We start from the raw sequence: 24,650 nt of genomic DNA, 5'->3' as shown, positions 1-24,650 counted from the left end.
TATGGCCGAGGGCGGCACCCGGGAGCGCGGGGTGTCGGCCGAATCGGTCCGCAAGCTGAACGGGCCCCGGCGCGACAGGCTTTGAGCCGGAAACCGGCCGTACGGGAAAGGGCCGGATCCGGGGTCATACCCTCGGCGTAGCGGGGTACCGCATGGCCATGACTCCTGAGGCGGTTACCTCCGCGCCCCGCTCGGTCGGTGTGCGGCAACTTCGGCTGATGCGCGGTATCTACGCGGTGGGCACGGCGCTGTGGACCCTCTCCCTGCTCGTGGCCCTCCTCGGGCACGACGCCGACGTCCGGCAGGTCCTCGTCCTGCTCGCCCTGCTCGCCGCCTTCGCGCTGATGTGGCTGTGGTCGGCCTGGCAGCTGTGGACGGGCGTGGGGCCCGAGGCGGCCCGGCCCGAGCGCTGAGGCCCGTGGCCGGGCCCCGGCGCCCGGACGGTCTCAGCCCGGGAAGCGCCCCGTCGAACGCAACGCCCAGCGCCGTTCGGCGTAGGCCAGATCGTCCCGCCAGAGCCTGCCCGCCGCGGCGCGCATCAGCGGCCGGAGCAGCGGCGCCGCCCGGCGGGCCACGGCGAAGCCCAGGCGGTCGGACGCGGCCACGACCGCCTCGACGACCGCCGTCCGCGGCCGGCCCAGCTCGTCCGGGCCGAGGGGGGTGGCATGGGTCTCGACCACGGAGCCCCGCCCTTCCCCCTCCGTGATGTGCATGACCACCGTGCGCGGCTCGGGCGCGGTGAACACGGCCCGCACCGGCACCACCAGACGCCCCGCCACCTTGAAGGAGACGTCCACGGCGAAGCCGTCGTCCGGCGCGCCGTCGTCCCCGTCCGTACCCGGGGCGCGCCCGTCCCCGTCCGTGCCGGCCCGCCCCGGCGCCCCGACCACCGTCAGGTCCACGAACGAGTACGGGTGGAACCAGGCCCCGTGCCACGGGTCGAGCCGGTTGGCGACCACGTCCTCGGGCTCGCAGACACCGACGCCGACGTACACGGCCGACACCGCCTCGGACACGGCCGGCCGGGCGGGGACCAGCGGAGCGGGCGTGGGCTCCTCGCCGCCGACGTCGTCCAGACGCACCCAGACGAGCACCCCGTCGTCGTGCACCGGCAGGGGCTCCCACCCGGCGAACGGCGCGCCGTTCAGGGCGAGTCCGTGCCAGTGGCAGACCAGCGTGCCGCACCGCACTGGGCTGTCCGCGAGCGGCGCCCCCAGGTGCGGGCAGACGCCGGGCCCGGCGACCAGCCCTCCCTCGGCGTTCCGCCAGACCACGACCTCCCGGCCGGCCACGGTCCGGGACAGGGGCCGGCCGCCGCCGACGTCGCGGGTGGCGCCGACGACGTACCAGTTGCCCGACGGCCGGGCCTGGGCCCGCTTCAGCGCCGCCGTGATGACGGCGGGCCGCGCCTCGCGCCAGCTGGGCCGCTGGCGGTCCCAGGGCACCGGGCGCCTGCGCAGCCGCAGCGGGTAGCGTCCCCGCCGGGCGGACGGTTCGGGTTTCACGCGACCTCCTGGCCGACCGGTGCGGATGTGGGAACCGCCGTGTCGGCGGCCGGGCGGACCGCCGCCGCGGGTGTCGCGGGGCGCCCGGAGCCGCGCCCGGCGGCCAGACGGGCCGCGGTCACCCGGACCAGCCCGTCCAGGGCGACGGCGGCGCGGCGCCTGCGCGGCACCACGGCCCGCCCGCGCACCACGGCGTACCCGGAGCCGGCGACGGCGTCGAGGATGCCGCCGTACAGCACGAAGGCGGTGCGGATGCAGGGGCGGGACACCGGGTCGAGCATCGCGATGCCGGGGGCCGCCCGGCGGTAGACGTCCCGGGTGAGAGCCTCGAAGGCGCGCAGCGCCCGCGTGATGCGCGGGTCGGGGCGCCCGGTGTCCCGGCTCCAGCGCAGCAGCTCCCGGTCGACGCCGTGCGCCGCGAGCAGGTCGGCGGGCAGGTAGACACGGCCACGGTCCAGGTCCTCGCCCACGTCCCGCAGGAAGTTGGTGAGCTGGAAGGCCACTCCCAGGGCGGCCGCGTGCGGAGCGGCCTCCTCGCGCGGTACGACCGTCCCCAGCACGGGCAGCATCTGCAGGCCGATCACCGCGGCCGATCCGTGCATGTACGCGTCGAGGTCGGCGTAGGTGGCGTAGTCGGTGACCTCCAGGTCGCTGCGCATGGAGGCCATGAAGTCGTGGAAGTGGCGGTGGTCGATCGCGTAGCGGTGCGCGGTGTCGGCGAGGGCCCGGACCGTCGGCTCGCCGCTCCGGCCCTCGCGCAGTCCGGTGGCGAGCTCCTCCTGGAGCCGGTCGAGCGCCCGCTCCCGCAGTTCGGGGGTCGCCGAGGCGTCGAGCGAGTCGACGATGTCGTCGGCCCAGCGGGCGAAGCCGTACAGGGCGTGCACGGCGGGGCGGCGCTCCACGGTCAGCAGCCGGGTGGCGAGGAAGTACGTCTTGCCGTGCCGGGCGTTCAGCGCGCGGCACCGCGTGTACGCCTCGCGCAGCGACGGATCGGTGACGCCCGCCGCGTCCAGTTCGCGCGCGGTCACGACGCCGCTCCTTCCGTCGTCCGGCCCGGCGACCGGCGGCGCGGGCCGGGGCGGTCCGCACCGCCGGTGATCCGGGCCGCGGCCAGCTTCCCCGACAGCAGCACGGTCGGCACGCCCACCCCGGGGGTGGTGCCGCAGCCGGCCAGGACCGCGTTCACGGTGCCCCGCACCAGGTTGCGCGGCCGGAAGGGGCCGGTCTGCGGGAAGGTGTGCGCCGCGGAGAACGGGGTGCCCGCCGCGTGTCCGAGGGCCTGCCAGTCGGCGGGCGTGACCAGGCACTGCTGCTCGACGGCGGAGCCGATGCCCGCCAGGCCCCGCCGCTCCAGTTCCCGCAGCAGGGAGTCCCGGTAGCGCGGTGCCAGATCGCCCCAGTCGGCGGCGCTCGGCCCGATGTCGGTGTTGGGGCAGGGGGCCAGGATGTAGTGCAGATGACGGCCCGGGGGAGCCAGACTTGGGTCGGTGGCCGTGGGCCTGGTGATCAGCAGGGAGGGATCGCTCATCAGCTCGCCGGTCCGGGTGAGTTCGTGGAAGGTGCGCTGCCAGGCCCGCCCGAAGGACAGGGTGTGGTGGCCGAGTTCGGGCCACGTGCGGTCGCAGCCCGCGTGCAGGATCACCGCGGACGGCGCGTGGGTGAGCCGTACCGGGCGGCGCGGGGCGCGGCCCAGCAGGCGGTAGGCGACGGGCAGGTCGGGCGTGAGGACGACGGCGTCGCACGCGATGCGGTCGTCCTCGGTCACGACCGCGGTGACGCGCTCGCCCGTCCGCTCCAGCCGGGTGACGCTCTGCCCGAACCGCAGTTCGGCGCCCGCCTTCGCGGCGGCGTCCGCCATGGCCTGCGGCAGCGCGTGCATGCCGCCGCGCGGGAAGTACACGCCGGCGACGGTGTCCATGTAGGCGATCACCGCGTAGGCCGCCAGCGCCCGCTCCGGCGGGACCCCCGCGTACAGCGCCTGGAACGAGAACACCCGCCGCAGCCGCTCGTCCTTCAGGAACCGGCCGATGCGCGCGTCCAGGCGCCCGAAGCCGCCCAGTGCGGCCAGCCGGGCCAGATCCGGATGGAGCAGGGCCAGCGGCGAGTCGAAGTTGGCGTCGACGAAGCGCCGCATCTGCGCCCGGTAGAGCTGTTCCAGCCAGGTCCGCAGCCGCCGGTAGCCGGCCGCTTCCGCGGGCCCGGCGAAACGGCCGACCTCCGCCTCCATCGCCTCGGCCCCGGTGTGCACGTCCAGCGCGGAGCCGTCGGCGAACCGGGCGCGGTACGCCGGATGCAGCGGGATCAGCTCCACCCGGTCCGCGAGGCGTTCGCCGACCGCCGCGAAGGCCTCGTCGGCGATGTCGGGCATGGTCATCACGGTCGGCCCGGTGTCGATGCGGTAGCCGCCGCGGACCAGCCGGCCCGCGCGGCCCCCGGGCAGCGGGTCCCGTTCCACGACCGTGACCCGGCGGCCCGCGCCGAGGAGATGGAGCGCGGCCGACAGACCGGCGAGTCCGGCGCCGACGACCACCACGTGGTCGGTGCGCCCGGGGAGGGTGCGCGTCATCGGCCCGTCACCCCGCAGCCGTCGGCGAGCCGCAGGGCACGGGCGGGGCCGGCGCCCTCGGCGCGCACGGAGCCGGTGCCGGATCCGGGTCCGGACCCGGATCCCGAACGCGTCCCGGCCACCGCGCGCATCAGCTCGCGCAGGCGCCCCGCCGCGTATGGCTCCAGCGCGGCGGAGTCCAGATGGCGCAGCCCCTGCGCCGTCAACTGGTCGACCTTCGCCTCGACCGCTTCCTTGGCGCCGGTGGCGACCATGGCCTTCCGCACCCGGGCGAGGTCGGCGTCGGACAGATCGGCGCGGCCGACGCACGTGTCGAGGACGTCCAGGGCGTGGTGGTCACCGGCCGCCTCCGCCCTCGCGTGCGCGACGGCGACCAGGTAGGTGGGCTTGCCCTCGCGGATGTCGCCGCCGAGCGGCTTGCCGGTGCGGTCCGGGTCGGCGAACAGGTCGTCGAGGTCGTCGCGGAGCTGGAAGGCCATGCCGACGCAGCGTCCGGCCGAGCACAGCGCCCGGGTCGTGGCCTCGTCCGCGCCGGCCAGCGCCGCGCCGAGCGCGAGCGGACGCTCCACCGAGTACAGGGCGCTCTTCAGACAGGCCGCGCGGATCGCCCGGTCCGGCGACCGCGAGGCGTCGGCCTGGCCGCGCAGCTCCAGGTACTGACCGGCGACCATCTCCGTCCGCATGGCCCGCCAGATGCCGCGCACCCGGCCGGCGACGGCCGGCGGGAGCACCGTGTCGGCGACCAGGTCGTCCGCCCAGGCCAGCGCCAGGTCACCGGCGAGGATCGCCACGGCGGTGCCGAAGTCGTGGGCGCGCTCCCGCCGTTCGGCGCTCACCCGGCCGGTGCCGGCGCGCCCGAGCGGAACGGGATCCGCGGCGAGGAGGTCGGCCGCCGCGTCGACGTGCAGCGCCGGCCGGCCCCGGCGCACCCGGGCGCCGTCCATCACGTCGTCGTGCACCAGCGCGCAGGTCTGCACGAGTTCGAGGGCGGCCCCGAGCCGGAGCGCCGCCTCCGCCTCCGGCCCGTCACCGGCACCGCAGCCGCGCAGGGCCCACCACAGGAACCGGGGGCGGATGCGCCTGCCGCCCCCCAGCGTGAACCGGGCCACCCGCCCGGCCAGTTCCTCGCCGAACGCCGGATCGAGGCCGGCCGCCTGCGCCACCCGCTCGCCGGTCAGGGTGCGGAGCAGGCGGCCGACGGCGCCCGAGACGTCGTCGTCCACGGCCCGCCGCCCGCCCGCGTCGGCGCACGGCGCACCGGTGTGCGGCGCGTCGGCGCGCGGCGCTCCGGCATCGGGTGCGTCGTCGTACGGCGGTGTCGTCCCCCCAGCACAGGGACGCCGCCGGTCCCCGGCACGGTCCTCCACCAGATCCCGCGTCAAGTCCCCCGCCCGGTCCTCTCGGGGCGGGGACGCGGCCGGCAGCAGCCGGACCACGCGGTGCGCCGGGGACGGTTCGCCCGCCAGGTGATCGTCCGCCCGAATGGAGCGCATGTCCGGTTCCTCCCGCGTGCTCGCGACATCGTCATCTACAGTCATTCCGCGCCCGTCGAGGTCACGGATGCGCCGAACGTGCGACAGACGGAGCCGATTCGGCCTCCGCGGGCGGTTCCTGACGCACCGACGGACGGACGGACGGCGGCCGACACGCCCCGGCGGGCTGCATCCGGACGGGCCGGGTACCCGGAATGCTTCGGGTGAGGTCCGGGGCGGTACCCGCGGTGCGGTACCGGCGGCGCGGAGGGAGGCGGCACATCGTGATCGAGGCCGACGTGGCCATCGTCGGGGCGGGGGCCGCCGGTCTGTCCCTGGCCCACCGGCTGGCCCTGCGCCCGCCCGGCGCGCGCCGGCTGTCGGTGGTCCTCGTGACGGCCCCGCCGGGCCCGCTGCGCCCGCCGGACCGCACCTGGTGCTACTGGGAGGCCGGCCCCGGACCGTACGACGCGGCCCTCACCGCGTCCTGGCACCGGCTGCGCGTCCACGCGCCGCACGGCGCCCGCATGGAGGACGACATCAGCCCGCTGCGCTACAAGATGCTGCGGTCGGACGACTTCGAGTCGCTCGTCGACGGCGTCGTGGCCCGCAGCCCCGAGACGACACGGCTGGAAGCCTCCGTCGACACGGTCGAGGGTCTGGCGGACGGCGCCGAGGTACGGGGCCGCGCCGCCGACGGGCGCCCGGTCCGGGTGCGGGCGCGCTGGGTGTTCGACTCCCGGCCCCTGCCCCTGGCCGGCCTGCCCGCCGCGCGCACCACCCTGCTGCAGCACTTCCACGGCTGGTTCGTCCGCCACGAGCGGCCCGTCTTCGACACCGGCACCGTCGAGCTCATGGACTTCCGCACCCCCCAGCCGGCCCACGGGCTGTCCTTCGGATACGTGCTGCCGACCGGGCGCCGGCAGGCCCTGGTCGAGTACACCGAGTTCTCGGCCCGGCCCCTGTCGCGGCAGCGCTACGAGGCGGCGCTGCGGCACTACACCGGGGACGTGCTCGGCCTGGGCGACTTCGAGGTCACCGCCACCGAGACGGGAGTGATCCCGATGACCGACGCCCCCTTCGCCCGGCAGACCGGGCCGTCGGTCTTCCGGATCGGCGCCGCCTCGGGCGCCACCCGGCCCTCCACGGGCTACACCTTCGCCGCCGTCCAGCGCCAGACGGGGGCCGTCGCCGCCGCCCTGCGGGCGGGCCGCCGCCCGCTGCCGCCGCCCGCCCACCCGGCCCGCTCCCTCGCCATGGACGCCGTGCTGCTGCGCGCCCTCGCCAGCGGCCGGGTCGACGGGGCCGCCTTCTTCTCCCGGCTCTTCGCCCGGGTCCCGGCCCGGCGGCTGCTGCGCTTCCTCGACGGACGGACCCGCCTGCACGAGGAGCTGTCCATCGGCCTGCGCACCCCGGTGCTGCCCATGCTGCGCACCGCCCTCGAACTGCCCCGCCTGCCCCGCCGACCCTTCGAGGCATGACCGCCGTCCCTTCCCCCCGGCGCGAGCGCCGGCCCTCCCGGGGCTCGACCGCCGCCACCGGCACCGCCCGGCATCTGCACGAGGAGACCGTATGACCCTGCTGCGCGACCAGGACCTGGCCGCCGCCTTCGACCACGCCGCCCGCAGCTACGACACCCTCGTGGCGGCCAACCCCGGGTACCACGCCCATCTGCGGCGCTCGGCCCGCCGCCTCGGGCTCCCGCACGGCGGCGCCGGACTGCGCGTGCTGGACCTCGGCTGCGGCACGGGCGCCTCGACGGCCGCGCTGGCCGCCGTGCTGCCCGACGCCGAGATCACCGCGGTGGACGCCTCGGCGGGCATGTTGCGCCGAGCCGCGGCGAAGCGCTGGCCGAAGGGCGTCGAGTTCGTGCACGCGCCGGCGGAACGCCTGACCGAGGCCGGGGTGCGCGGCCCGTACGACGCTGTCTTCGCCGCCTACCTCCTGCGCAACGCGGCCGACCCCGACCGGGTGATCGCCGGCGTGCGCCACCTGCTGCGGCCGGGCGGCCGGCTGGCGGTGCACGAGTACACCCTCAGCGGCCGGCCGGTGGATCGCGGGGTGTGGGCCGCGGTCTGCCACGGCATCGTGCTCCCCGCGGCGGCAGCCCTGGGCGACGGCCCCCTCTACCGCCACCTGTACCGCAGCGTGGTCGACTTCGACACCGCCGACCGGTTCGCGGCCCGGCTCCGCGCGGCGGGTTTCGCCCGGGTCCGGGTGCTGCCGCTGCCGGGCTGGCAGACGGGCATCACGCACACCGTCGTCGCGGCCCGCCCGGACGGCGCCGCGCACGGCGGCACGCACACTCCCGCGGACGGCCGTACGGAGGAGGCGCGATGAGCGGGCACCGGCGCACGGGCGCGGCCCGCCGCGGCCGCGACCGGCGCGCCCGGGTCCTGCTCCCGGCCCCCGGAGCCCCGCGGCTGCGCGGGACCGACCGGCCGAGCACCGCCGTCGTCGGCGGCGGCATCGCGGGGCTGGCCGCGGCGACCGCCCTCGCCGAACGCGGCGTACGGGTCACCCTGTACGAGCGGGAGCCGTCCCTCGGCGGGCGCCTGGCCGGGTGGCCCACCACCCTCAGCGACGGCACCTCCGTGACGATGAGCCGGGGCTTCCACGCCTTCTTCCGCCAGTACTACAACCTGCGCGGGCTGCTTCGCCGTACCGATCCGGGCCTGGAGCGCCTCACCGGCCTGCCCGACTACCCGCTGTGGCACGGCAGCGGCCTGCGCGACGGCTTCCGGCACGTCCCCCGGACGCCGCCGTGGAGCGCGCTCGGCTTCGTGGCCCTCAGCCCGTCCTTCGGGATCCGCGACCTGGTCCGGATGCGTCCCGCCGCCGCGCTGCCCCTGCTGGACGTGCGCGTCCCCGAGGTCTACACGCGCCTGGACCACGTCAGCGCCCACGACTTCCTGGACTCGATCCGTTTCCCCGAGGCCGCCCGCCACCTGGCCTTCGAGGTCTTCTCCCGCAGCTTCTTCGCCGACCCCCGGCGGCTGTCGGCCGCCGAGATGGTCCTCATGTTCCACATCTATTTCCTGGGCTCCGCCGAGGGCCTGCTGTTCGATGTGCCCGACGAGCCGTTCCCCGCGTCGCTGTGGGAGCCGCTGGCCGCCTACCTGCGCGGGCACGGGGTCCGGCTGCTCACGTCGACTCCGGTCGAGAGCGTCACACCGACCCGCGACGGCGGCTTCACGGTGGCCGTCGCCGACGGCGAGCGACGGCACGACACGGTCGTCCTCGCGCTGGACACCACCGGACTGCGGTCGCTGGTCCAGCGCTCTCCCTGGCTGGGCGGCACCCGCTGGCGCGAGCGGATCCAGCGGCTGCGCACGGCACCGCCGTTCCTGGTCTCCCGCCTGTGGCTGGACCGCCCCGTGGCCCCCGACCGCCCCGGATTCCTCGGCACCAGCGGATACGGCTCCCTGGACAACGTCAGTGTGCTCGAGCGCTGGGAGGGCGAGGCGGCCCGCTGGGCCGCGCGCACCGGCGGCTCGGTGGTGGAGCTGCACGCCTACGCGTGTGCCGACGACGCGGTCCGGGACGTGGAGCAGAAGCGTCTGGTCGAGCAGCTGCACCGCGTGTACCCCGAGACCCGGCGGGCGCGGATCGTCGACGCGCGCCACGAGTGGCGGGCGGACTGCCCCCTCTTCCCGGTGGGCGGCTACGCCGACCGGCCCACCGTGCGCACCGACGACCCGGGGCTCGTCGTGGCCGGTGACCTGGTGCGCACGGAGCTGCCGGTGGCGCTGATGGAACGGGCCGCCACCAGCGGCTTCCTGGCGGCCAACGCCCTGCTGGAGCGGTGGGGGGTGCGCGGCCAGACCCTGTGGACCGTTCCCGACCGCGGACGCGCCCCGCTGCGCGGGGCGGCCCGGTGGTGACGGGGTAGCGGACGACGCGGTCGCGACGGGGGAGCGGGGTCGGCGCGGCCGTCCGGGCGTCAGTCCGTCGGCGGGCTGCCGGCCGGCAGCCCGCCGGGGCACTCGCGGTGGCGGTCGAGGGCCCGCTTCAGCTCGTCCAGCTGCCCCTCCGGCAGCTCCTCGCCCTGGGCGAACGCCAGAACGTGTTCGGCGACGGTCCGCAGCTTGATGTTGAGGTGCTGGGAGACGTCCCGCAGGGCCAGCCACGCCTCCTCGGGCGTGACCCGGCCCAGGGCCACGAGCGCGCCGATGGCCTGGTCGACGACCGCGTGCGAGGTCATGGCGCGGTGCAGCTGCTGGTTCTCCTCCCGGAGCCGGTCGTGCTCGACGGCCAGGTCGGTGGCGGACAGCAGACGCAGCGGCCGGAGTTTGGATATCACGAAGAACGCCATGGACTCCCCTCAGCGCGTCGACGGATCGCCCATACTTTTTCCCCCGCGGCCGCGCCGCACGCATACGACCTGCGCACACGCACACGCTCTCCGCCCGAGGGGTCCGTCGCGGCCCGGGGAGCCCAGGCCCTGGCTGGTCCTACTTGGCGCCCGCCTCGGAGACGTCCTCGTCCTGCTCCCGGACTTCCTCGGTGAGGTGGTCGTAGGTGTTCGTGACGTCGAGCATCCGGTCCAGGAACTCGGGCCGGTTGTCCAGATGGAGGGTCACGCCGACGGCCCCGGTGCGTCTGCGGATCATCAGCAGCGCGGACAGACCCATGGAGTCCACCCAGGTCAGCTGCGCGAAGTCGAGCCGCAGATCCTGCCAGGAGGAGTCCCGCGGGCCGGACCGCGCCAGTTCCTCGGTGACGGTGTCGACCAGTTCGTCGCTGGTGTCGTAGTCCAGGTCGCCCACCACCCGTACGGTCAGGACGGTGGGCGCGGTCTCCACGACCGCGATGTCGAACGGTCCGGGCTGCAGAGCGGTCATGCTTCGCTCCCGTGCGCCGGGGCGGGGGCGGAGGGTCGGTGAGCGGCGAGTGCGGCGGCGCCCTGCTCCAGCAGGGACGAGGCCCTCGGGAAGTCGCGGAGTTGACGGCCCAGGACGTCCAGTCCCAGGACGAGCGAGTGCGCCGGGACCTTCCGCGCGGTGAGTATGTCCGCGGTCCAGGTGAGGAAGTTCGCGAACAGCTCCGCGTCGTCGACGTACAGGGCCGCGGCCAGGAAGTCGACGATGTGGGCGAGATCCTCCGCCGTGCGCTCCCGCTGGGCGTCGTCGTACGACGCCATCGCGGGGAACCGCTCCTCCAGGTCCACCAGGGTCTGCTTGACCAGTTGCGGGCGGGACCGGACGACCATCGTGTACTCCTGGTCGGCCAGGTGCGGCAGGTCGTCGACGGCCTGCCGCACGGCCGGGGTCTGCGGGTGGGACGCGCCGGCCTCCAGGTCGGCCGCGGCGGCACGGGCGTCGGGGGCCCAGCGGTCCGCGCCGAGCCGGCGGGCGTAGCGGCCGCCGGGGCCGAAGGCCGCCCCTCCGACCATGACGGGGACGCCGACGGCCTGGCAGGCGGTGATGGCCGCGTGCGCGGTCGGCAGGCGGGTGGGCAGCGAGGACGACAGCAGCACCGCCGCCGGGTTGGTGCGGTGCACGTGCGCGATCAGGTGCGGGGTCGGCGTCTGGGCGCCGAGATAGTCGACCTGCCAGCCGCGCAGCCGCAGCACCTCGGCGACGAGGCGTGCGGGCAGCGCGTGCCACTCGCCGTCGACGCAGGTGACGGTCACCCGCCCCACGGGCCGGGGGGCGCTCGGGCGGTCGTGGCCGAGCAGGGCGGCGACGGCTCGTTCGTTGATCGCGGTGGCCGCGTGCTCCTGGGCGACGGAGATCCGGTCGGCGGCCCACTCCACGCCGACGCGCCGCTGCACGCCGCCGATCACGTCGAGCAGCACGGTCTCCTCGTCGAGCCCGCTGTCGAGGCCGGCCCGGATCACCTCCACGGCCGCGTACTCGTCACCGTCGATCACTGCCGCCCACAGTCGCTCCCGCACGGAAGTGAGCTGCTGCCCGTCCTCCGGCCGGGTCCGCGGTGCCGGTGGGGCTGCGGTCATCCCTTCCTCCTGTGCCGTATCTCCGTCCCGTCCACGGGAACATGGCCGTTGACGACGTGCAGTGGTCCCGACTTCGGGGCACTGACGGCGACGACGGCCATGTCGTCGTGCCGGCCCGAGCCGAGCCACTGGGCGGCCACCATCTGCACCCGCTCCACGATCGCTTCGGCCGGCAGGCCTCCGCACTCCGACAGGACCTGCCTGAGCCGCCGCTCACCGAAGAGCTCGCCGCCGAGCGGCCCTCCGCGCGCCTCGGTGATGCCGTCCGTGTACAGCAGACAGGTCTCGCCCGGGGCGAGGGCCGTCTCGACGGTCTCGGCCACCACCGTCGGCATCGCTCCGACCAGCGTCCCGCGCGTGGCCGCCACTTCGACCGTACCGTTCCTGCGGATGACCAGGGGCGGCGGGTGGCCGGCGCTGGTCATGCGGAGACTCACCCGTCCGGCGCGGCGCCGGGCGGAGGCCAGTACGAGTGTGGCGAAGCGGGTGTGGTGCGACGTCAGCAGGGCGCTGTTCAGCAGGTTCAGCATCTGCTGGTGGTCGCCGGCCAGCGGCAGCAGCGCGTGCAGGGTGTTGCGGATCTTGCCGGTGAGGACGGCCGCCTCCAGGCCCTTGCCGGCCACGTCCCCGAGCACCACCAGGGACTCGTGGGTGGAGTCCGTGCCCGGGTGGACGTCGTAGAAGTCGCCGCCGACGCGCTCGGAGTCCTTGGCGGGCCGGTAGCTGCCCGCGTACTCGACGCCGTGCATCTGCGTCAGGGCCGGCGGGAGCAGCTCCCGCATCAGTGTCGCCGTGATGTCCGACTGCTCGGCGTACATGCGGGCCGCGGACAGCGCCGCGCCCGCACGGGCGGCGAACAGCCGCGCGAAGACCTCCTCGCCCTCGCTGAAGACGTTCTCGGTGGTGGAGCGCAGCAGCATCAGGGCGCCGGCCGGCACGCCGTGGCCCGGCAGGGGAGTGACGATGACCGACCCCAGCGGGCCGTCGAATCCGTCCGGAATCGCCCACTGCGGAATCTCGTCGGGGTTGATCCAGCGCGTCGGCACCGGCGGGAATCCCCGCAGCGCCTCGGCGAGACCGGGCACGGTCGCCGGGTCGATCACCTGCGCGGTCTGCGTGACGGGCCCGCCGGCCCGGGCGTGGGTGAGCGGGTGGCGGCGCCCCTGGGCGGGCGCGATGACGACGGCGGCGTCCGCCAGGTGGTCGGCCGCCATGCGCGCGGTCAGCTCCATGCACCGGGACACGTTGAGCGAGGACAGCAGCGTGCCGGACACCTCGGCCAGGATGCCGGTGCGCTCCTGCTCGCTGCGCAGCGCCTTTTGGGCCAGCCTGCGGTCGGTGTCGTCGACCAGCCACCACACCACGTCGCCGTCGCGGCTCGGAGTGGGGTGGGCGTCGAAGAGGCGCCCCCCGATGCTGCCCGACCGCAGCGCGGCGGCGGACTCGCCGGGAGCGAGGGTCGTGAGGCGGTGTGCCTCGGCCAGCCAGGCCGGTGCCGTGTCGTGCAGCCGGTCGCCGCACGCCACGCCGGGCAGGAGGGTCCTCGCGACGTCATTGAGGTCGACGACGCCGCCGTCCCGGTCGACGACCAGGACGGGATACGGCGCGTCGCCCCACACGGCGCCGACGCTGGAGCCTGCGCTGCGTGGGCCGACGGGAGAACTGGAGGAATGAACCACGAGAGGGGGAACGCGAGCCGCGTACCCCACCACCTCTCTGCTGGGGAAAAGGTTGTCTGATGACAACCGTCTCGCACCCGGCCGGTCAATGCAAGCGCCCTGGCTGCAACGGTACCGGCGTCCGCGTGGGCGCCGGTCGGCAAGATGTTCGATGGATCCTCCGTGGGTGGCAAGCGGCGTTCCGCCGGGGCGGGCGACCGTCAGGGGGCTCCGGGACCAGCCCGTCCCCGCACGCCGCCGGGCCCGGGCACGACGGAAGGGCCGGACGCCGTCCACCTCCCCAGGACGACGGCGCCCGGCCCTTCCGTGTCATGCAAGCGTCCGTGTGCCCGCCGCGGAGGCGATCATTCCCGCGGCCGGCCACGTAGCGCTCAGTGTGCGTTGAGCATGTCGCTCAGCGTGCGGTGAGCATGCCCTGACGCAGCCGGGTCAGCACCCGCTGCAGCAGCCGGGAGACGTGCATCTGGGAGATCCCGAGCTGCTCTCCGATCTGGGCCTGGGTGAGTTCCTCCACGAACCGCAGATGGATGATCCGGCGGTCCCGCTCGTCGAGGCCGGCGAGCAGGGGCGCCAGGCTGTGCAGGTCCTCCACCAGCTCCAGGTCGGTGTCCTCGGCGCCGATGAAGTCCGCGAGCACGCTCTCCCCGTCCTCGCTGCCGCCCACCGCGGCGTCCAGCGAGGAGGAGGTGTAGCCGTTGGAGGCCACCATCGCGTTGACGACCTCCTGCTCGGGGAGGTTCATCAGCTCCGCCAGCTCCTTGGTGGTGGGCTTGCGCCCCAGGCGGCTGCTCAGCTCCTCGGTCGCCTTGGCCAGCTCCACCCGGGCCTCCTGCAGGCGCCGCGGCACGTGCACCGCCCAGGAGGTGTCGCGGAAGAACCGCTTGATCTCGCCGACGATGTACGGCACGGCGAAGGAGGTGAACTCCACCTCGCGGGCCAGCTCGAACCGGTCGATCGCCTTGATCAGGCCGATCATGCCGACCTGGACGATGTCCTCCATCTCCTGGGGGCCGCGGCTGCGGAAGCGGCCGGCCGCGTAGCGCACCAGGGACATGTTCATCTCGATCAGGGTGTTCCGCGTGTACTGGTGCTCGGGCGTGCCCTCCTCCAGGGTCGCGAGCCGGTCGAAGAACAGCTTCGACAGGGCGCGCGCGTCCGCCGGCGCCACCTGTGAGGGGTCGGTCACCACGGGCAGCTCCGTCCGTGCCGGAACTGCTGCCTGGATCTCCGTGGTCGGCGCCATGGCGCGTCCCTCCCTCTCTGCGGTGCTGCTCGATCGTGCGGCCACCGCCCTGCTGATCATGAGCGGCTTCCACCGCGTGTACCCCCGTCCGCGGTGTCCACACCCATCATTTTCGACTGTTTTCCGAACGGCGTGCCCACGGGTTCTCCGAACGGCGTGCCCACGGGTTCTCCGGCCGGCGTTCCGACCGGCCCGCGTGCCGGCCGACGTGCGGATCGCGGCGGCGGCCAGCAGGGTGGGACCGGGGCGCGCCGAGGCGCCCGGAAGGAGTACGGCGATGGCGAAGCGACGCTCCGCGAAGAAGGAGCCGGCCAAGGGCGACAAGGTCGCCTGGCGCAGTCACGGCAGTGAGGCCACCGGCACCGTCGAGAAGAAGATCACCCGGCGGACGGAGGAGGCGGGCCGGACCGTGGACGCCTCCCCCGAGGACCCTCGGTACCAGGTGCGCAGCGACAAGTCCGGCCGTTCGGCCGTGCACAAGCCGTCCGCGCTCCGCAAGAAGAAGTAGCCGCCGGGGGATGCGGCCGCGGATCACCGCTCACGCAGATCGATCTCGGCGGTGACGCGCTTGCCGCCGGGCAGGGCGGTCACGGTCAGCGCGCTGCTGCACGCGCGGACCAGGTACAGGCCGTGGCCGCCGACGCGTGACTGGTCGCGTTCGTTAATCCACGGCAGTGTGGAAGAGGTGTCCCAGACCGTGATGGCCAGCCGTTCGTGACCGGCGGACAGCTCCAGCACCAGGCCGCACGGGCCCGGCGCGTGTCGTAGGGCGTTGGTGACCAGCTCGCTCACGACGAGCTGTGCGTCCCCTTCGGCGCGCGTGGGCACCGGCGTGTCGGCGGTTCGGGACGCCCGGGTGAGCAGAACGCGGACCGCGCGGCGCGCGTCGGCGATACGGGCCGCACCGGTGTCATAGGTGGCTCCGTAGCGCAGCGCCGCGGCGCGCTGGTCCGGTTCCTGCTCACGTACCGCCTGCTTCCTAAGCGGAATGACCATGAGAAGTACCGTCTGTGCTGCTCGGTGGTGACTTTGTGTTCTCTTTGCCGTGAGTACGGCTACCCGCTGTCCGCGCGCTGAAGCAGACGGGACGCGAGAGGCCGTGTGAGCTACGCCCCGCCGTGGACCGGCGGCGGCCGGAGGGAGCTTTCGTGGAACTGGACACGCCGGCGGGCGCGAGCGGCGGCGACCCGGCGCGCGCGGCGGGCGGACCCGACCCCCGGCGCTGGAAGGCCCTGTGGGTCACGCTGGTGACCGGCTTCATGAGCCTGCTCGACGTCACCATCGTGGCCGTCGCCCTCCCCTCCATGCAGCGCGGCCTGGGCGCCTCCCCGGCCTCCGTGCAGTGGGTCGTGTCGGGATACGCCCTGGCGTTCGCGCTCGCCCTGGTGCCGGCCGGCCGGCTGGGCGACGCCCTGGGCAGGCGCCGGATCTTCCTGTGGGCGCTGGGCGGCTTCGTGGTCTGCAGCGCCGGGGCGGGCGCCGCGCCCACGGTCGCCTGGCTCGTCGTGGCCCGGATCGCGCAGGGCGTCTGCGCCGGATGCCTCGCCCCGCAGAACTCCGCCCTCATCCAGCAGATGTTCCGGGGCGCCGAGCGGGGCCGCGCCTTCGGTCTGTTCGGCGCCACGGTCGGCGTCTCCAGCGCCGTGGGACCAGTCACCGGCGGCGTGATCCTCGCCCTGGCGCACGGTGCGCAGGGCTGGCGCTGGATCTTCTACGTCAATGTGCCGGTCGGCGCGCTGGCGTTCCTGCTCGGGCTGCGGCTGCTGCCCCGCGTCGCCCCCGGCCGGCGGGAGCGGCTCGACCTCCCGGGCGTGGCGCTGCTGGGGGCCGGGGTGCTGTCCCTGATGCTGCCCCTGGTGTTCGCCGAGTCCGGGGGGCTGGGCACGCTGTGGTGGCTGTTCCCCCTCGGCCTCGCGCTGCTGGCCGGCTTCGCCCGCTGGGAGCGGCGCGTCGCGGCGCGCGAGGGAGAGCCGCTGCTGGATCCGCTGCTGCTGACGAGCACGCGCGGCTACGCCCCCGGGGCGGCCCTGGCCACCTTGTACTTCGTGGGCTTCAGCGGGGTGTGGCTGGTGTTCGCCCTGTTCTTCCAGAACGGCCTCGGGTACACGCCGTTGCGGTCCGGCCTGGCGGTGACGCCGTTCGCGATCGGGTCGGCCGCAGCCGCCGTGGTGGCGGGGCGGCTGGTGGAGCGGCTGGGGCGGCTGCTGACCGTGTGGGGGCTGCTGGCGGTGATCGCCGGGCTGGGCGCGGCGGCGCTTCTGCTCGGGCTCGGTCCGCCGGGCGGCGGAGCCTGGTTCGCGGCTCCGGCGCTGTTGCTCGGGGGAGTGGGCAGCGGCTGCGTGATCTCCCCGAACGTCACCATGACGCTGCGGGAGGTGCCGGTGCGCATGGCGGGAGCCGCCGGGGGAGCCCTGCAGACCGGGCAGCGGCTGGGCGGTGCCGTGGGTACGGCGGCGCTGCCGGGGCTGTTCTACCTGGTGCTCGGGGCGACCCGGCACGACTTCCGCACCGCGGTGGCGGTCTCCGTCGGCTCCGCCGTCGTGGCACTGCTGGGCGCTCTGGCGGTCGCGGTCCTCGACTGGCGCCGCGACCGGGAGGGCGGGGGCGGACGCTGCCCGCCGGACTCGTGCCCGCGCCGCACCCACGCCGGCCACGGCTGAGGCCGCCGGGCCGGTCACCACGACCGGCCAGGTGGCGCGAAGAGCGCCGGTCCGCGCGCCGGGCTCAGGTCTCGGGAAACGTGTCCAGGACCTGGCGACTGCGCAGGTCCTCGATCGTGCGGAGCTGACTCGCGGCCCGCTCCAGCAGCCGGTCGAGCTGCTCCGGGTCCAGGCGGTCGTCGCGGGCGGCGAGCTGCCGCAGGGCATCCCAGCCGCAGATCTTGCCCTCCACCCCGATGTGCAGCAGTTCCAGCTCCAGCAGGGTGCTCAGGGGAGAGCGCCGTACCAGGCTGCCGTTGCTCTTCAGCCGCCCGGCCCGCTCGCCCAGCCGCCCCGCGTACACCTTGTACCGCCGGATCGGCACCTCCAGCTTGCGCATGATCTCCAGCAGGGTCCTGCGGTCCTCGCCGATCTCGGCGGCGATGGGGCCCATCGCGTCGCCGATCCAGGAGCCCCGGCACATCACGGCGAGGTGGTGGGCGCGCTCGGTCCCCGCGGTCGCGCCCGCCAGATGGTCGTTGAGGTAGATGCCGAGCAGATCGTGGCCGCTCTGTCCGGTGAACCCCGGCAGGAAGGGTCCGGAGCGTGCGTGGTGGTTCATCGCAGATCCTTCGTCGTCCGGGGCGGAGGGGGCAGGAGCCGGGCCGGGTCCGCGGGTCAGGCGTGCAGCTTGGCCCTGACGCCGCCGACCGCGGCGGCCGGACGCGCCGTGGCGCGGACCGAGCGGCGCACCAGGCGTCCCTCGCGGCGCAGTTCACGGGCGGCGTGACGGCTCCGCCAGAGCACCGACGGCGCGCCGGCGGTGTCGTCGGCCGTGATCAGCAGGCCGCCCAGCATGGAGAGGTTCTTGAGGAAGTGGATGCGCTGCTGGGCGCGGTCGGAGGGGTCCTCCGCCTCCCAGAAGCGGTGGCCGGCCACCGTGGTCGGCGCGAGGGTGGCGGCGAGGGCCAGGGCGGAGAGCCGGGGCAGCCGGCCGGTCGCCAGGAGGACGCCCGCCGCCATCTGGACGCCGCCGCTCAGGCGTACGAGCTGCTCGGTCCCGTCGGGCAGGGCCGCCACGCGCTCCGTGATCGGCCTTACGACGGGCTCGGCGGCGGGGGCCACGGCCTTGGGGTTGCGAACGGTGTTCCAGCCTCCGACGACGAACATCGAGGCCAGCAGGGGACGGCCGACCACGCGCAGCAGACTCATGGTCCTCTCCAGGGGTATGGGTGACTCCGGCTGTCGCCGGGTTCCCGGCCGGGGCGAATGCATTCGGGCCCGCGGTGTGCCGCGGGCCGCCGCGGGAACCCGTCGGGCGGGTCGAACCGTACGACCAGCCGCGACGGACGAGGAACAAGGAGCCCTGCCATGGGACACGGCGGAGACGTCATCCAGGAACTGACCACCGACCACCGCGAGGTGGACGAGATCTTCGCGCAGATCGAGGCCCTTCCGCCGGGTGACAAGCGGCGCAAGAACCTGGCCGATCAGGCCACCATCGAACTGGTCCGCCACTCCGTGGCCGAGGAGATGCACCTGTACCCGGCGGTGCGGCGGTTCCTGCCGGACGGCGACGAGATCGCCGACCGGGAGATCCAGGACCACGGGGAGGCCGAACGCACGATGAAGGAACTGGAGGGCTGCTCGGCCGACGACCCGCGGTTCGACGAGTACATGGGCCGGCTGATGCGGGAGATCCGCGAGCACGTGACGGACGAGGAGCAGAACCTCTTCCCGCGGCTCCGGGAGGCCGCCGCCCCCGAGGACCTGGAGAAGCTCGGGGAGAAGGTGCGCTCCGCGAAGAAGACGGCGCCGACCCGGCCCCACCCCTCCGCTCCGCAGACGCCGCCCGCCAACAAGCTCCTGGGACCCGGCGCCGGACTGGTCGACCGGATCCGGGACGCGCTGACCGGCCGCGGCAGGACCGACTGAGAGCGTGCCGCCGGCGCCGGGGAGCGAGCCGCGCGCCGGACGCGATGACCGGCACGTCATCGCGCGCCGGCGGTCCCTCGGGCTGTGCGCCGGGGCCGCTCTGGGCGCGGCGGCGGCCGCGTCCGCGCCCCCGCTCCCGGGCCGCCCGCCCGTGGCGCCGGAGTTCCACCGGGCCGAGACGGCGCGGGACCGGCCGGGGACCCCGGACTGGCGGATCGGCTCCGCCGGACCGCCGGACGCGGTGACCGGCTACGCCGACCGGGTGAGCCTGACGCCGGGGTACGGCGCGGGGCGAGGCGGCTGTCAGCCGGTCAGGGCTTGCTCCAGAGTGGGATAGCAGGGGATGAGCGTGTCGACACCCACCAGTTCCAGCACCCTGAGCACCGCGTCCTGAGGAGCGGCGAGACTCATCCGGCAGCCGCGTTCCTCCGCGCTCTGGTGGGCGGTGATGAGGGCGTTGATGCCGCTGGAGTCCATGAAGGTCACGCCGCCGAAGTCGACGACCGTGACCCGCGCGGTGTGGAGGCAGGACAGCAGCGTCTCGCGCAGGTGCGCGCTCCCGTCGAGGTCGACCTCTCCGGCGAGGGTGACGACACACGCGCCGTCGCCGGCCGTGGTACGGGTGATCAGCAGCCGGTCGGGCACCGCCGCTCCCTCGGTCTCTGCCACACTTCCCTCACTTCTCGTGAACGTCTGGCCATGGCCAGTGGTTTGTTGGCCATGATGTTAGGGCTTGGTGAAGCCGAGAGTGGCCGCTTGTCGAGTGCGAAGGGCGTCACGGGCGTATACACGGGTAGACGAAGGCGTGTGAGCAGGCAGTGAAGGCGGGCCGGATGGAAGGTGCTCCCGAGAGGGAAGAGCGGTCGGGGCTCCATGCCGCCGTACCGCACACCAGTGTGACCCTGGGCACGGAGCCGGGCTCCATCGCCGCGGCCCGTCATGCCGCGGTCGTGTTCCTGGAGCGGCTGCGGGCCGACCGGGGGCTGTCCGTCTCGGCCCGCGCGCTGGACCTCACCCAGCTCGTGGTCAGCGAACTGGTCACCAACTCCCTGAAGTACGCGCCCGGCCCGGTCCTGCTGGACCTGGGGGTCGACGAGGACACCGTGTCGGTCACGGTGCGGGACGGCGGGCCCCTGCTGCCGGTGGCACGCCGCGCCGACCCCGGCAGGGTGGGCCAGCACGGCCTGGAGATCGTCATGGCCGTGGCCCGGAGCTTCGACGTGCATCCCGAGCCGGCCGGCAAACGCGTCACCGCCCGGATCGCGCTCCTGGACGACCGCCGCCCCGGCACGGGGCTCGGCCCGTCGCGCTAGCCCCGCTCACTCCCGGCCAGGGACGGTACCGCCGGTCGCGTTGGCCGCTCACTCCCGGCCCCTGCCGGGGCCACCCGTCGCGCCGGCCCGGCTCACCCCCGGCCCGTGCCGGTGCCGCCCGCCGTGCCCGCGGGAGGGGAGGCCCGCCGGACGCCGGTCAGTCCCACCGGATTGCCGGACGGGATCAGCCCGGTGCCCAGGACGGCGGTGACCAGCGGTTCCAGCAGATCGGCCAGGCGCGCGGAACGGTCGGCGCCGAGAGCGGTCCACGGCTGCTCGGCGGCCGCGTCGGTCAGCGCCTCCACCTCCGCGTGCCCGGCCGCTCCGGCGGCGGTGAGGGTGCCGTCCTCCTCCAGCCAGCCGCGGGCGCGCAGACGGTCCTCGGCCGCCCGCCACGCCGTCTCGTCCCACTTGCGGGTCTCCCGCAGCAGCGTGGCGTCCGACTCGCCCGCGGCGGACTTCAGCACCATCGCGTCCACCGGCCCCAGACCCTGCGCGACCAGGACCGCCACATGCCCGTCGCCCCGGTGCTCGCGCAGCGTGGTCAGCGCCTGCCAGAGCCGCACATGCGCCTGCCGGGGGCGGTCCAGGGCCTGGTTGGCGGCGCCGAGCACGCGGCCCGCGGTGTCGGCGGCGGCCGCCGCCTCCCAGGCCAGGTCCGCCGCCTCGGCCATCAGGCCGCCCGTGGCGGCGTCCGGGCCGAGCGCCCGGGTCAGCGCCGCGTCCATCGCCTCCTCACGGGCCGCGAGGACGTCCGCCGGGGCGGCGTACGCCCAGGCGTCCGGCAGGGCCCGGCCCACCCGGTCCGGATGGAAGACGTAGAAGCAACTGGTGACCACCGGCGCGGGCACCGGGCCCAGCGGGGCCGCGCGCAGCGCGAAGTAGCCCATCCAGAAGCCGCGCAGCCCGAGGCCGTCCGCCGCCCGTCGCGCCTCGGGTGCGAAGTAGACCAGGTCGTGGACCGGTTCGTACCGCTCCCACAGCGCCCGTGCAAGGCCGTCACCCACGTCGGAACCTCCCCAGCGATCGCCCGTCTCCGCCCGCCCGGCTCGTACGGCCCCGTCCGGGGCGGTGACGACGGCCGAGGGGGTGGCCGAGCAGCAGCATGTTCCATGACCGCTGTCATAACAACCCCGTTCCCGGTCGCGTGGCCCGCCTCACACGGGGGTACCGACCTGGAGCAGCGGCCCCGGACCACCCCGGCCGCCGGGATCAAGGGGGCGGCCGGCCCCGCCGACGCGCGGACGGGCGGGTCAGGCGGGCGTGCCGCTCGCGCGCAGCAGGAGGACGGCGATGTCGTCGGTGTGCCGGCCCGCGGGCCAGACGTGGCGGACGAGGCCGTCGACCTGCTTCTCCAGATCCTGTTCGCCGGCGTCTGCCAGGTGCCGGGCGAGAGCGGCGATGGTCACCCCGACATCGGTGCCGGGCACCTCCACGAGGCCGTCGGTGTACAGGGCCAGGGTCGCGCCCGGGGTCAGGTCGGCGCAGGTGACGTGGTAGCGGGCGCCGGTGTCGACTCCGAGCAGCGGACCCGGATCCAGGTCCAGCACGCGGGCGCGGCCGTGGCCGCCGCGCAGCAGCGGCGGCACATGACCGGCGCTGGCGAGGGCGAGGCGGTGGCGCGCGAGGTCGAGATGGACGTACAGGCAGGACACGAGCAGATCGGACCTCAGGTCGCCCAGCAGCCGGTTGGTGCAGGCCAGCACCTTGTCGGGGGAGGCCCCGGCGGTCGCGTGGGCGTGGATGGCGGTGCGCACCTGTCCCATCAGTGCGGCCGCGGCGATGCTGTGGCCCTCGACGTCGCCGATGACCGCGGCGGCCGTGGTGTCGTCGAGCCGCAGCAGGTCGTAGAAGTCCCCGCCGACCTGGAGGCCGTGGCTGGCGGGAAGGTAGCGGGCGACGACGTCCAGGCCGGTCAGGGCGGGCAGGGTGGGTGGCAGCAGCGCCTGCTGGAGCTGGTGGGCCAGGTCGTGCTTGCTGTCGTAGAGCCGGGCCCGGTCCAGGGCCTGGGCGATGAGGCCGGCCAGCGAGGTGAGGACGGCCCGCTCGTCGGCCGTGAAGGCGTGCGGATCGTCGTAGGAGAGGATGCAGCATCCCACCGGGCGGCCGCTGACGACCAGGGGGAGGTAGGCCCAAGCCTGTTTGCCGCTGATCCGGGGGAGGTCCGGGTAACTGAGGGCGAGCTCGGCGGGGTCGGCGAAGAAGGACGGGGTGCCGTCGGCGAGTACGCGGCCGACCGGGGTGCGCTCGGTCTCCAGCGGCAGCCCGTCGAGACGCTCGATCACGTCGGCCGGATACCCGTGGTGGCCGATGATCTTCAGGCGGCCCGCGTCGGCGGCGTACAGCATCAGGCCCTGGGCGCCGAACGCGGGCAGGATCTGGTCGGCGATCAGGCCGACCAGATCGGTCACGCCCACCGCCTCGGTGAGCGCGGTCGCCAGATGCACCAGCTGGTAGAGACGGCCGGTCGGCGCGACCGCCGGACGCCGTCCCGCAGGGCTGGACGGGACCGCGGAGTGCTGGTCCGGGCGGGGCAGGACGCGGACGCTGATGCCGCTGGCGTCCGGATGGAGCTCGAAGGTCAGCCAGTGGTCGGGCGGGCGCAGCGCCGTGAAGGAGACGGGGGTGCGGCCGACCACCGCCGTACGGTAGTGGTCCTCGTAGACCGGATCGTCCAGCCAGGTCAGCGAATGCCAGGGGCGGGTGCCCAGCAGGCGCTCGGCGTCGCGGCCGAGCAGGCGTGCGGCCGTGGAGCTCAGGAAGGTGATCCGGCCTTCGAGGTCGAGCCCCACCGCGCCCTCCGGCAGGCGCTCGGCCCAGTCGGAGGCGGCCGGCCCGGTCCGTGCGGCGACCCGCGGGGTCTCGACGGGGACGACCCGGGGCTCGTCGGGGATCTCGGGCGGCCGGGGGGCCTCCTCCAGCAGACGGGTGAGCCGCCGGGCACTGGAGGTCAGATGGGCGCGCTCGCGGTCCGACGCATCCCGCAGCCGGTCGGCGGGCCACATCAGGACGAGCCCGCCCCAGCAGCGCCGCACCCCGGTGAGCGGTACGGCGGCCAGCGCGACCCGGTAGGGCAGGACGGCGGCCACCCGGGGGTAGCGGCGGGCCATCTCGTCCTGGCCGCCGATCCAGACGAGCCGGTCCTCGGCGATCGCGTCGGTCAGCGGGACCGGCGCGCTCAACGACAGTCGCCGCCAGGGGGCGGTGAACTCGACCGGCATACCGCACTCGGCGAACAACCGCAGCAGCGGCTGCGCCCGGTCGATCAGGAACACGCCGCCGATCGAGGCGCCGGTGCCGCGCACGGTGTCGGCCAGGGCCGCGCAGAGATCGTCCTCCAGCGACCCGACGGGGCCCGGCGATCCGACGGGGTCTGGTTGTCCGACGGGATCCGGTGGTCCGCTGGGGTCTGGTTGTCCGACGGGATCCGGTGGTCCGATGGGGTCCGGCGGTGGGGTCATCCCGGACATGGCATCCTCCGCTCCGGCGTCACGACGGGCGGGCGGCCCGCCAGACGGGGCACGGGCGCGGTGACCGTGCCGTGTGGGGCATATGTCACTCTTACCCCGACCCTGCGCCTGATACGGGGCGACCGCGATCCGGCGTCCCGGGCGCCGGGGCGGCCCGCGCCGCCCGCCGGCTCAGGCCAGCGCCACCACGAGGGCGGCCACCACGGTGAGGGCGGCCACGGGGACCATGACCAGGCGGGCCCGCGCCACCCAGGGGGCACGGGGGCCGTCGTCCCGGTGGCCGGGGTCCGGCTCGGCGGCCGCCCGGCCACCGGGACCGAGCAGCGACCGGCACCAGGGGCAGTCGCCGTCCTCCCAGGCTTCCATGTCGCGCTCAACGACATGTCCGGGGCGGGGCAATGCCTCCGCCAGCCATCGTGACGCCCCCGTCACCAGGTCGTGAGCGAGCAGTGCCCACGACCGGACCCACCACTCGATCCGGCCCCCGTGTCCCCCGCGGAACGGCCCGGCCGCCTCGTCGGCGCGGATCACAGGCCCGGGATCCCACGCGGCACGGGCACCGCGGGCACCCGGTATACGTCTCCCAGGTCCAGTGCGTCTCGTTCGTCCCGTGCGTCTCGTCCACCTCGGACTTCCTGTACGTCCCGTACATCCCGTACGTCGAGGTCGCACAGCTCCCGTGCGCCCCCGTCCGTCCCGAGGCCCAGCGGCAGGACGGCCGGCGCGGGCGCGGGCGTCCGCCGTACGGAGACCGGGGGCCGGGGCGAGCCGATGTCGGCGAAGGAGGCCCATTGGACGGAGGACGGTTCGGGCGTGGACGGTTCAGGCGTCCCCCGTCCGGCGGCCGGCCGCTCGGGGTTCCACGGCTC

Annotated in this window: 24 protein-coding genes; 8 read left to right on the top strand and 16 right to left on the bottom strand. The window is 75.1% G+C overall.

The window, feature by feature from the left end; genetic code table 11:
• Positions 1 to 152 precede the first annotated feature (152 nt).
• A complete protein-coding gene (locus tag ACIPM1_RS16640) occupies positions 153 to 413 on the top strand; it encodes a hypothetical protein (protein WP_402434726.1) in 261 nt (86 codons plus the stop codon).
• 33 nt (positions 414 to 446) lie between these two features.
• Here the strand turns inward: ACIPM1_RS16640 and ACIPM1_RS16635 are convergent, their stop codons facing one another.
• From ACIPM1_RS16635 to ACIPM1_RS16620, 4 genes are read right to left on the bottom strand one after another with little or no spacing between them, the layout of a single operon-like run.
• A complete protein-coding gene (locus ACIPM1_RS16635) occupies positions 447 to 1,505 on the bottom strand; it encodes a DUF5914 domain-containing protein (RefSeq protein ID WP_402434723.1) in 1,059 nt (352 codons plus the stop codon).
• Entirely contained in the window at positions 1,502 to 2,533 is a 1,032-nt protein-coding gene (locus ACIPM1_RS16630) for a phytoene/squalene synthase family protein (RefSeq protein WP_402434720.1), read from the bottom strand. The genes ACIPM1_RS16635 and ACIPM1_RS16630 overlap by 4 nt, the downstream gene beginning before the upstream one ends.
• The gene (locus ACIPM1_RS16625; protein ID WP_402434717.1) at positions 2,530 to 4,071 is read right to left on the bottom strand and encodes a phytoene desaturase; all 1,542 of its coding nucleotides are present in this window, start codon (positions 4,069 to 4,071) and stop codon (positions 2,530 to 2,532) included. Before ACIPM1_RS16625 ends, ACIPM1_RS16630 begins: the two co-directional genes overlap by 4 nt.
• On the bottom strand, positions 4,068 to 5,564 hold the full coding sequence (locus ACIPM1_RS16620) for a polyprenyl synthetase family protein (RefSeq protein ID WP_402434714.1): 1,497 nt from the start codon (positions 5,562 to 5,564) through the stop codon (positions 4,068 to 4,070). Before ACIPM1_RS16620 ends, ACIPM1_RS16625 begins: the two co-directional genes overlap by 4 nt.
• Positions 5,565 to 5,827: 263 nt before the next feature.
• On the opposite strand from ACIPM1_RS16620, the gene ACIPM1_RS16615 reads away from it, so the two are divergent.
• The 3 genes from ACIPM1_RS16615 (at position 5,828) to ACIPM1_RS16605 (ending at position 9,427) form a co-directional block, all read left to right on the top strand.
• Positions 5,828 to 7,024: a lycopene cyclase family protein gene (locus ACIPM1_RS16615; RefSeq protein ID WP_402434711.1), complete on the top strand. Its 1,197-nt coding sequence runs from the start codon at positions 5,828 to 5,830 to the stop codon at positions 7,022 to 7,024.
• A gap of 91 nt (positions 7,025 to 7,115) precedes the next feature.
• Complete coding sequence (locus ACIPM1_RS16610; RefSeq protein ID WP_402434708.1) at positions 7,116 to 7,883, top strand: class I SAM-dependent methyltransferase; 768 nt, start codon at positions 7,116 to 7,118, stop codon at positions 7,881 to 7,883.
• Positions 7,880 to 9,427, top strand: a complete 1,548-nt coding sequence (locus ACIPM1_RS16605; RefSeq protein ID WP_402434705.1) for an FAD-dependent oxidoreductase — start codon at positions 7,880 to 7,882, stop codon at positions 9,425 to 9,427. The genes ACIPM1_RS16610 and ACIPM1_RS16605 overlap by 4 nt, the downstream gene beginning before the upstream one ends.
• A gap of 59 nt (positions 9,428 to 9,486) precedes the next feature.
• On the opposite strand, the gene ACIPM1_RS16600 is transcribed toward ACIPM1_RS16605, so the two are convergent.
• The 5 genes from ACIPM1_RS16600 to ACIPM1_RS16580 all read right to left on the bottom strand — a co-directional run bounded on the left by ACIPM1_RS16600 (position 9,487) and on the right by ACIPM1_RS16580 (position 14,424).
• Positions 9,487 to 9,858, bottom strand: coding sequence for an ANTAR domain-containing protein (locus ACIPM1_RS16600; RefSeq protein WP_402434702.1), 372 nt, complete (start codon positions 9,856 to 9,858; stop codon positions 9,487 to 9,489).
• A 139-nt stretch (positions 9,859 to 9,997) separates the two neighbouring features.
• Positions 9,998 to 10,387, bottom strand: coding sequence for an STAS domain-containing protein (locus tag ACIPM1_RS16595; protein WP_402434700.1), 390 nt, complete (start codon positions 10,385 to 10,387; stop codon positions 9,998 to 10,000).
• Positions 10,384 to 11,502, bottom strand: a complete 1,119-nt coding sequence (locus ACIPM1_RS16590) for a B12-binding domain-containing protein (RefSeq protein ID WP_402434697.1) — start codon at positions 11,500 to 11,502, stop codon at positions 10,384 to 10,386. Before ACIPM1_RS16590 ends, ACIPM1_RS16595 begins: the two co-directional genes overlap by 4 nt.
• On the bottom strand, positions 11,499 to 13,121 hold the full coding sequence (locus ACIPM1_RS16585) for a PP2C family protein-serine/threonine phosphatase (RefSeq protein WP_402434694.1): 1,623 nt from the start codon (positions 13,119 to 13,121) through the stop codon (positions 11,499 to 11,501). The genes ACIPM1_RS16590 and ACIPM1_RS16585 overlap by 4 nt, the downstream gene beginning before the upstream one ends.
• Before the next feature lie 454 nt (positions 13,122 to 13,575).
• Positions 13,576 to 14,424 carry an RNA polymerase sigma factor SigF gene (locus tag ACIPM1_RS16580; protein WP_356188843.1) on the bottom strand — a complete coding sequence of 283 codons (849 nt, stop codon included), beginning with the start codon at positions 14,422 to 14,424 and terminating at the stop codon, positions 13,576 to 13,578.
• Between the two features lie 277 nt (positions 14,425 to 14,701).
• Between ACIPM1_RS16580 and ACIPM1_RS16575 the strand changes: the two genes are divergently transcribed.
• On the top strand, positions 14,702 to 14,932 hold the full coding sequence (locus ACIPM1_RS16575) for a DUF2945 domain-containing protein (protein WP_402434691.1): 231 nt from the start codon (positions 14,702 to 14,704) through the stop codon (positions 14,930 to 14,932).
• 23 nt (positions 14,933 to 14,955) lie between these two features.
• On the opposite strand, the gene ACIPM1_RS16570 is transcribed toward ACIPM1_RS16575, so the two are convergent.
• Positions 14,956 to 15,420: an ATP-binding protein gene (locus ACIPM1_RS16570; protein WP_402434688.1), complete on the bottom strand. Its 465-nt coding sequence runs from the start codon at positions 15,418 to 15,420 to the stop codon at positions 14,956 to 14,958.
• A 158-nt stretch (positions 15,421 to 15,578) separates the two neighbouring features.
• Here ACIPM1_RS16570 and ACIPM1_RS16565 point away from each other — a divergent pair, with 158 nt between their 5' ends.
• Positions 15,579 to 17,084 (top strand): MFS transporter, encoded by a 1,506-nt coding sequence (locus tag ACIPM1_RS16565; protein WP_402434855.1) that lies wholly within the window; start codon positions 15,579 to 15,581, stop codon positions 17,082 to 17,084.
• Positions 17,085 to 17,148: 64 nt separating this feature from the next.
• Here the strand turns inward: ACIPM1_RS16565 and ACIPM1_RS16560 are convergent, their stop codons facing one another.
• Positions 17,149 to 17,685, bottom strand: coding sequence for a hypothetical protein (locus ACIPM1_RS16560; protein ID WP_402434685.1), 537 nt, complete (start codon positions 17,683 to 17,685; stop codon positions 17,149 to 17,151).
• Between the two features lie 56 nt (positions 17,686 to 17,741).
• Positions 17,742 to 18,275, bottom strand: a complete 534-nt coding sequence (locus tag ACIPM1_RS16555; protein ID WP_356188835.1) for a DoxX family protein — start codon at positions 18,273 to 18,275, stop codon at positions 17,742 to 17,744.
• A 159-nt stretch (positions 18,276 to 18,434) separates the two neighbouring features.
• Between ACIPM1_RS16555 and ACIPM1_RS16550 the strand changes: the two genes are divergently transcribed.
• Positions 18,435 to 18,998 carry a hemerythrin domain-containing protein gene (locus ACIPM1_RS16550; protein WP_402434682.1) on the top strand — a complete coding sequence of 188 codons (564 nt, stop codon included), beginning with the start codon at positions 18,435 to 18,437 and terminating at the stop codon, positions 18,996 to 18,998.
• A gap of 303 nt (positions 18,999 to 19,301) precedes the next feature.
• On the opposite strand, the gene ACIPM1_RS16545 is transcribed toward ACIPM1_RS16550, so the two are convergent.
• Positions 19,302 to 19,667, bottom strand: a complete 366-nt coding sequence (locus tag ACIPM1_RS16545) for an STAS domain-containing protein (RefSeq protein ID WP_356188831.1) — start codon at positions 19,665 to 19,667, stop codon at positions 19,302 to 19,304.
• 164 nt (positions 19,668 to 19,831) lie between these two features.
• Between ACIPM1_RS16545 and ACIPM1_RS16540 the strand changes: the two genes are divergently transcribed.
• The gene (locus ACIPM1_RS16540) at positions 19,832 to 20,311 is read left to right on the top strand and encodes an ATP-binding protein (protein WP_402434679.1); all 480 of its coding nucleotides are present in this window, start codon (positions 19,832 to 19,834) and stop codon (positions 20,309 to 20,311) included.
• A 92-nt stretch (positions 20,312 to 20,403) separates the two neighbouring features.
• Here ACIPM1_RS16540 and ACIPM1_RS16535 read toward each other — a convergent pair whose 3' ends face one another.
• The 3 genes from ACIPM1_RS16535 to ACIPM1_RS16525 all read right to left on the bottom strand — a co-directional run bounded on the left by ACIPM1_RS16535 (position 20,404) and on the right by ACIPM1_RS16525 (position 24,147).
• Positions 20,404 to 21,318 (bottom strand): hypothetical protein, encoded by a 915-nt coding sequence (locus ACIPM1_RS16535; RefSeq protein WP_402434676.1) that lies wholly within the window; start codon positions 21,316 to 21,318, stop codon positions 20,404 to 20,406.
• 246 nt (positions 21,319 to 21,564) lie between these two features.
• On the bottom strand, positions 21,565 to 23,772 hold the full coding sequence (locus ACIPM1_RS16530; protein WP_402434673.1) for a SpoIIE family protein phosphatase: 2,208 nt from the start codon (positions 23,770 to 23,772) through the stop codon (positions 21,565 to 21,567).
• 180 nt (positions 23,773 to 23,952) lie between these two features.
• A complete protein-coding gene (locus ACIPM1_RS16525) occupies positions 23,953 to 24,147 on the bottom strand; it encodes a hypothetical protein (protein WP_402434670.1) in 195 nt (64 codons plus the stop codon).
• Between the last annotated feature and the right edge of the window lie 503 nt (positions 24,148 to 24,650).

The sequence above is a fragment of the Streptomyces sp. NPDC086766 genome, assembly GCF_044746005.1.
GTDB lineage: Bacteria > Actinomycetota > Actinomycetes > Streptomycetales > Streptomycetaceae > Streptomyces.
Note: the sequence above shows the minus strand (reverse complement) of the source record. Positions and strands in the feature narration are given on the sequence as shown.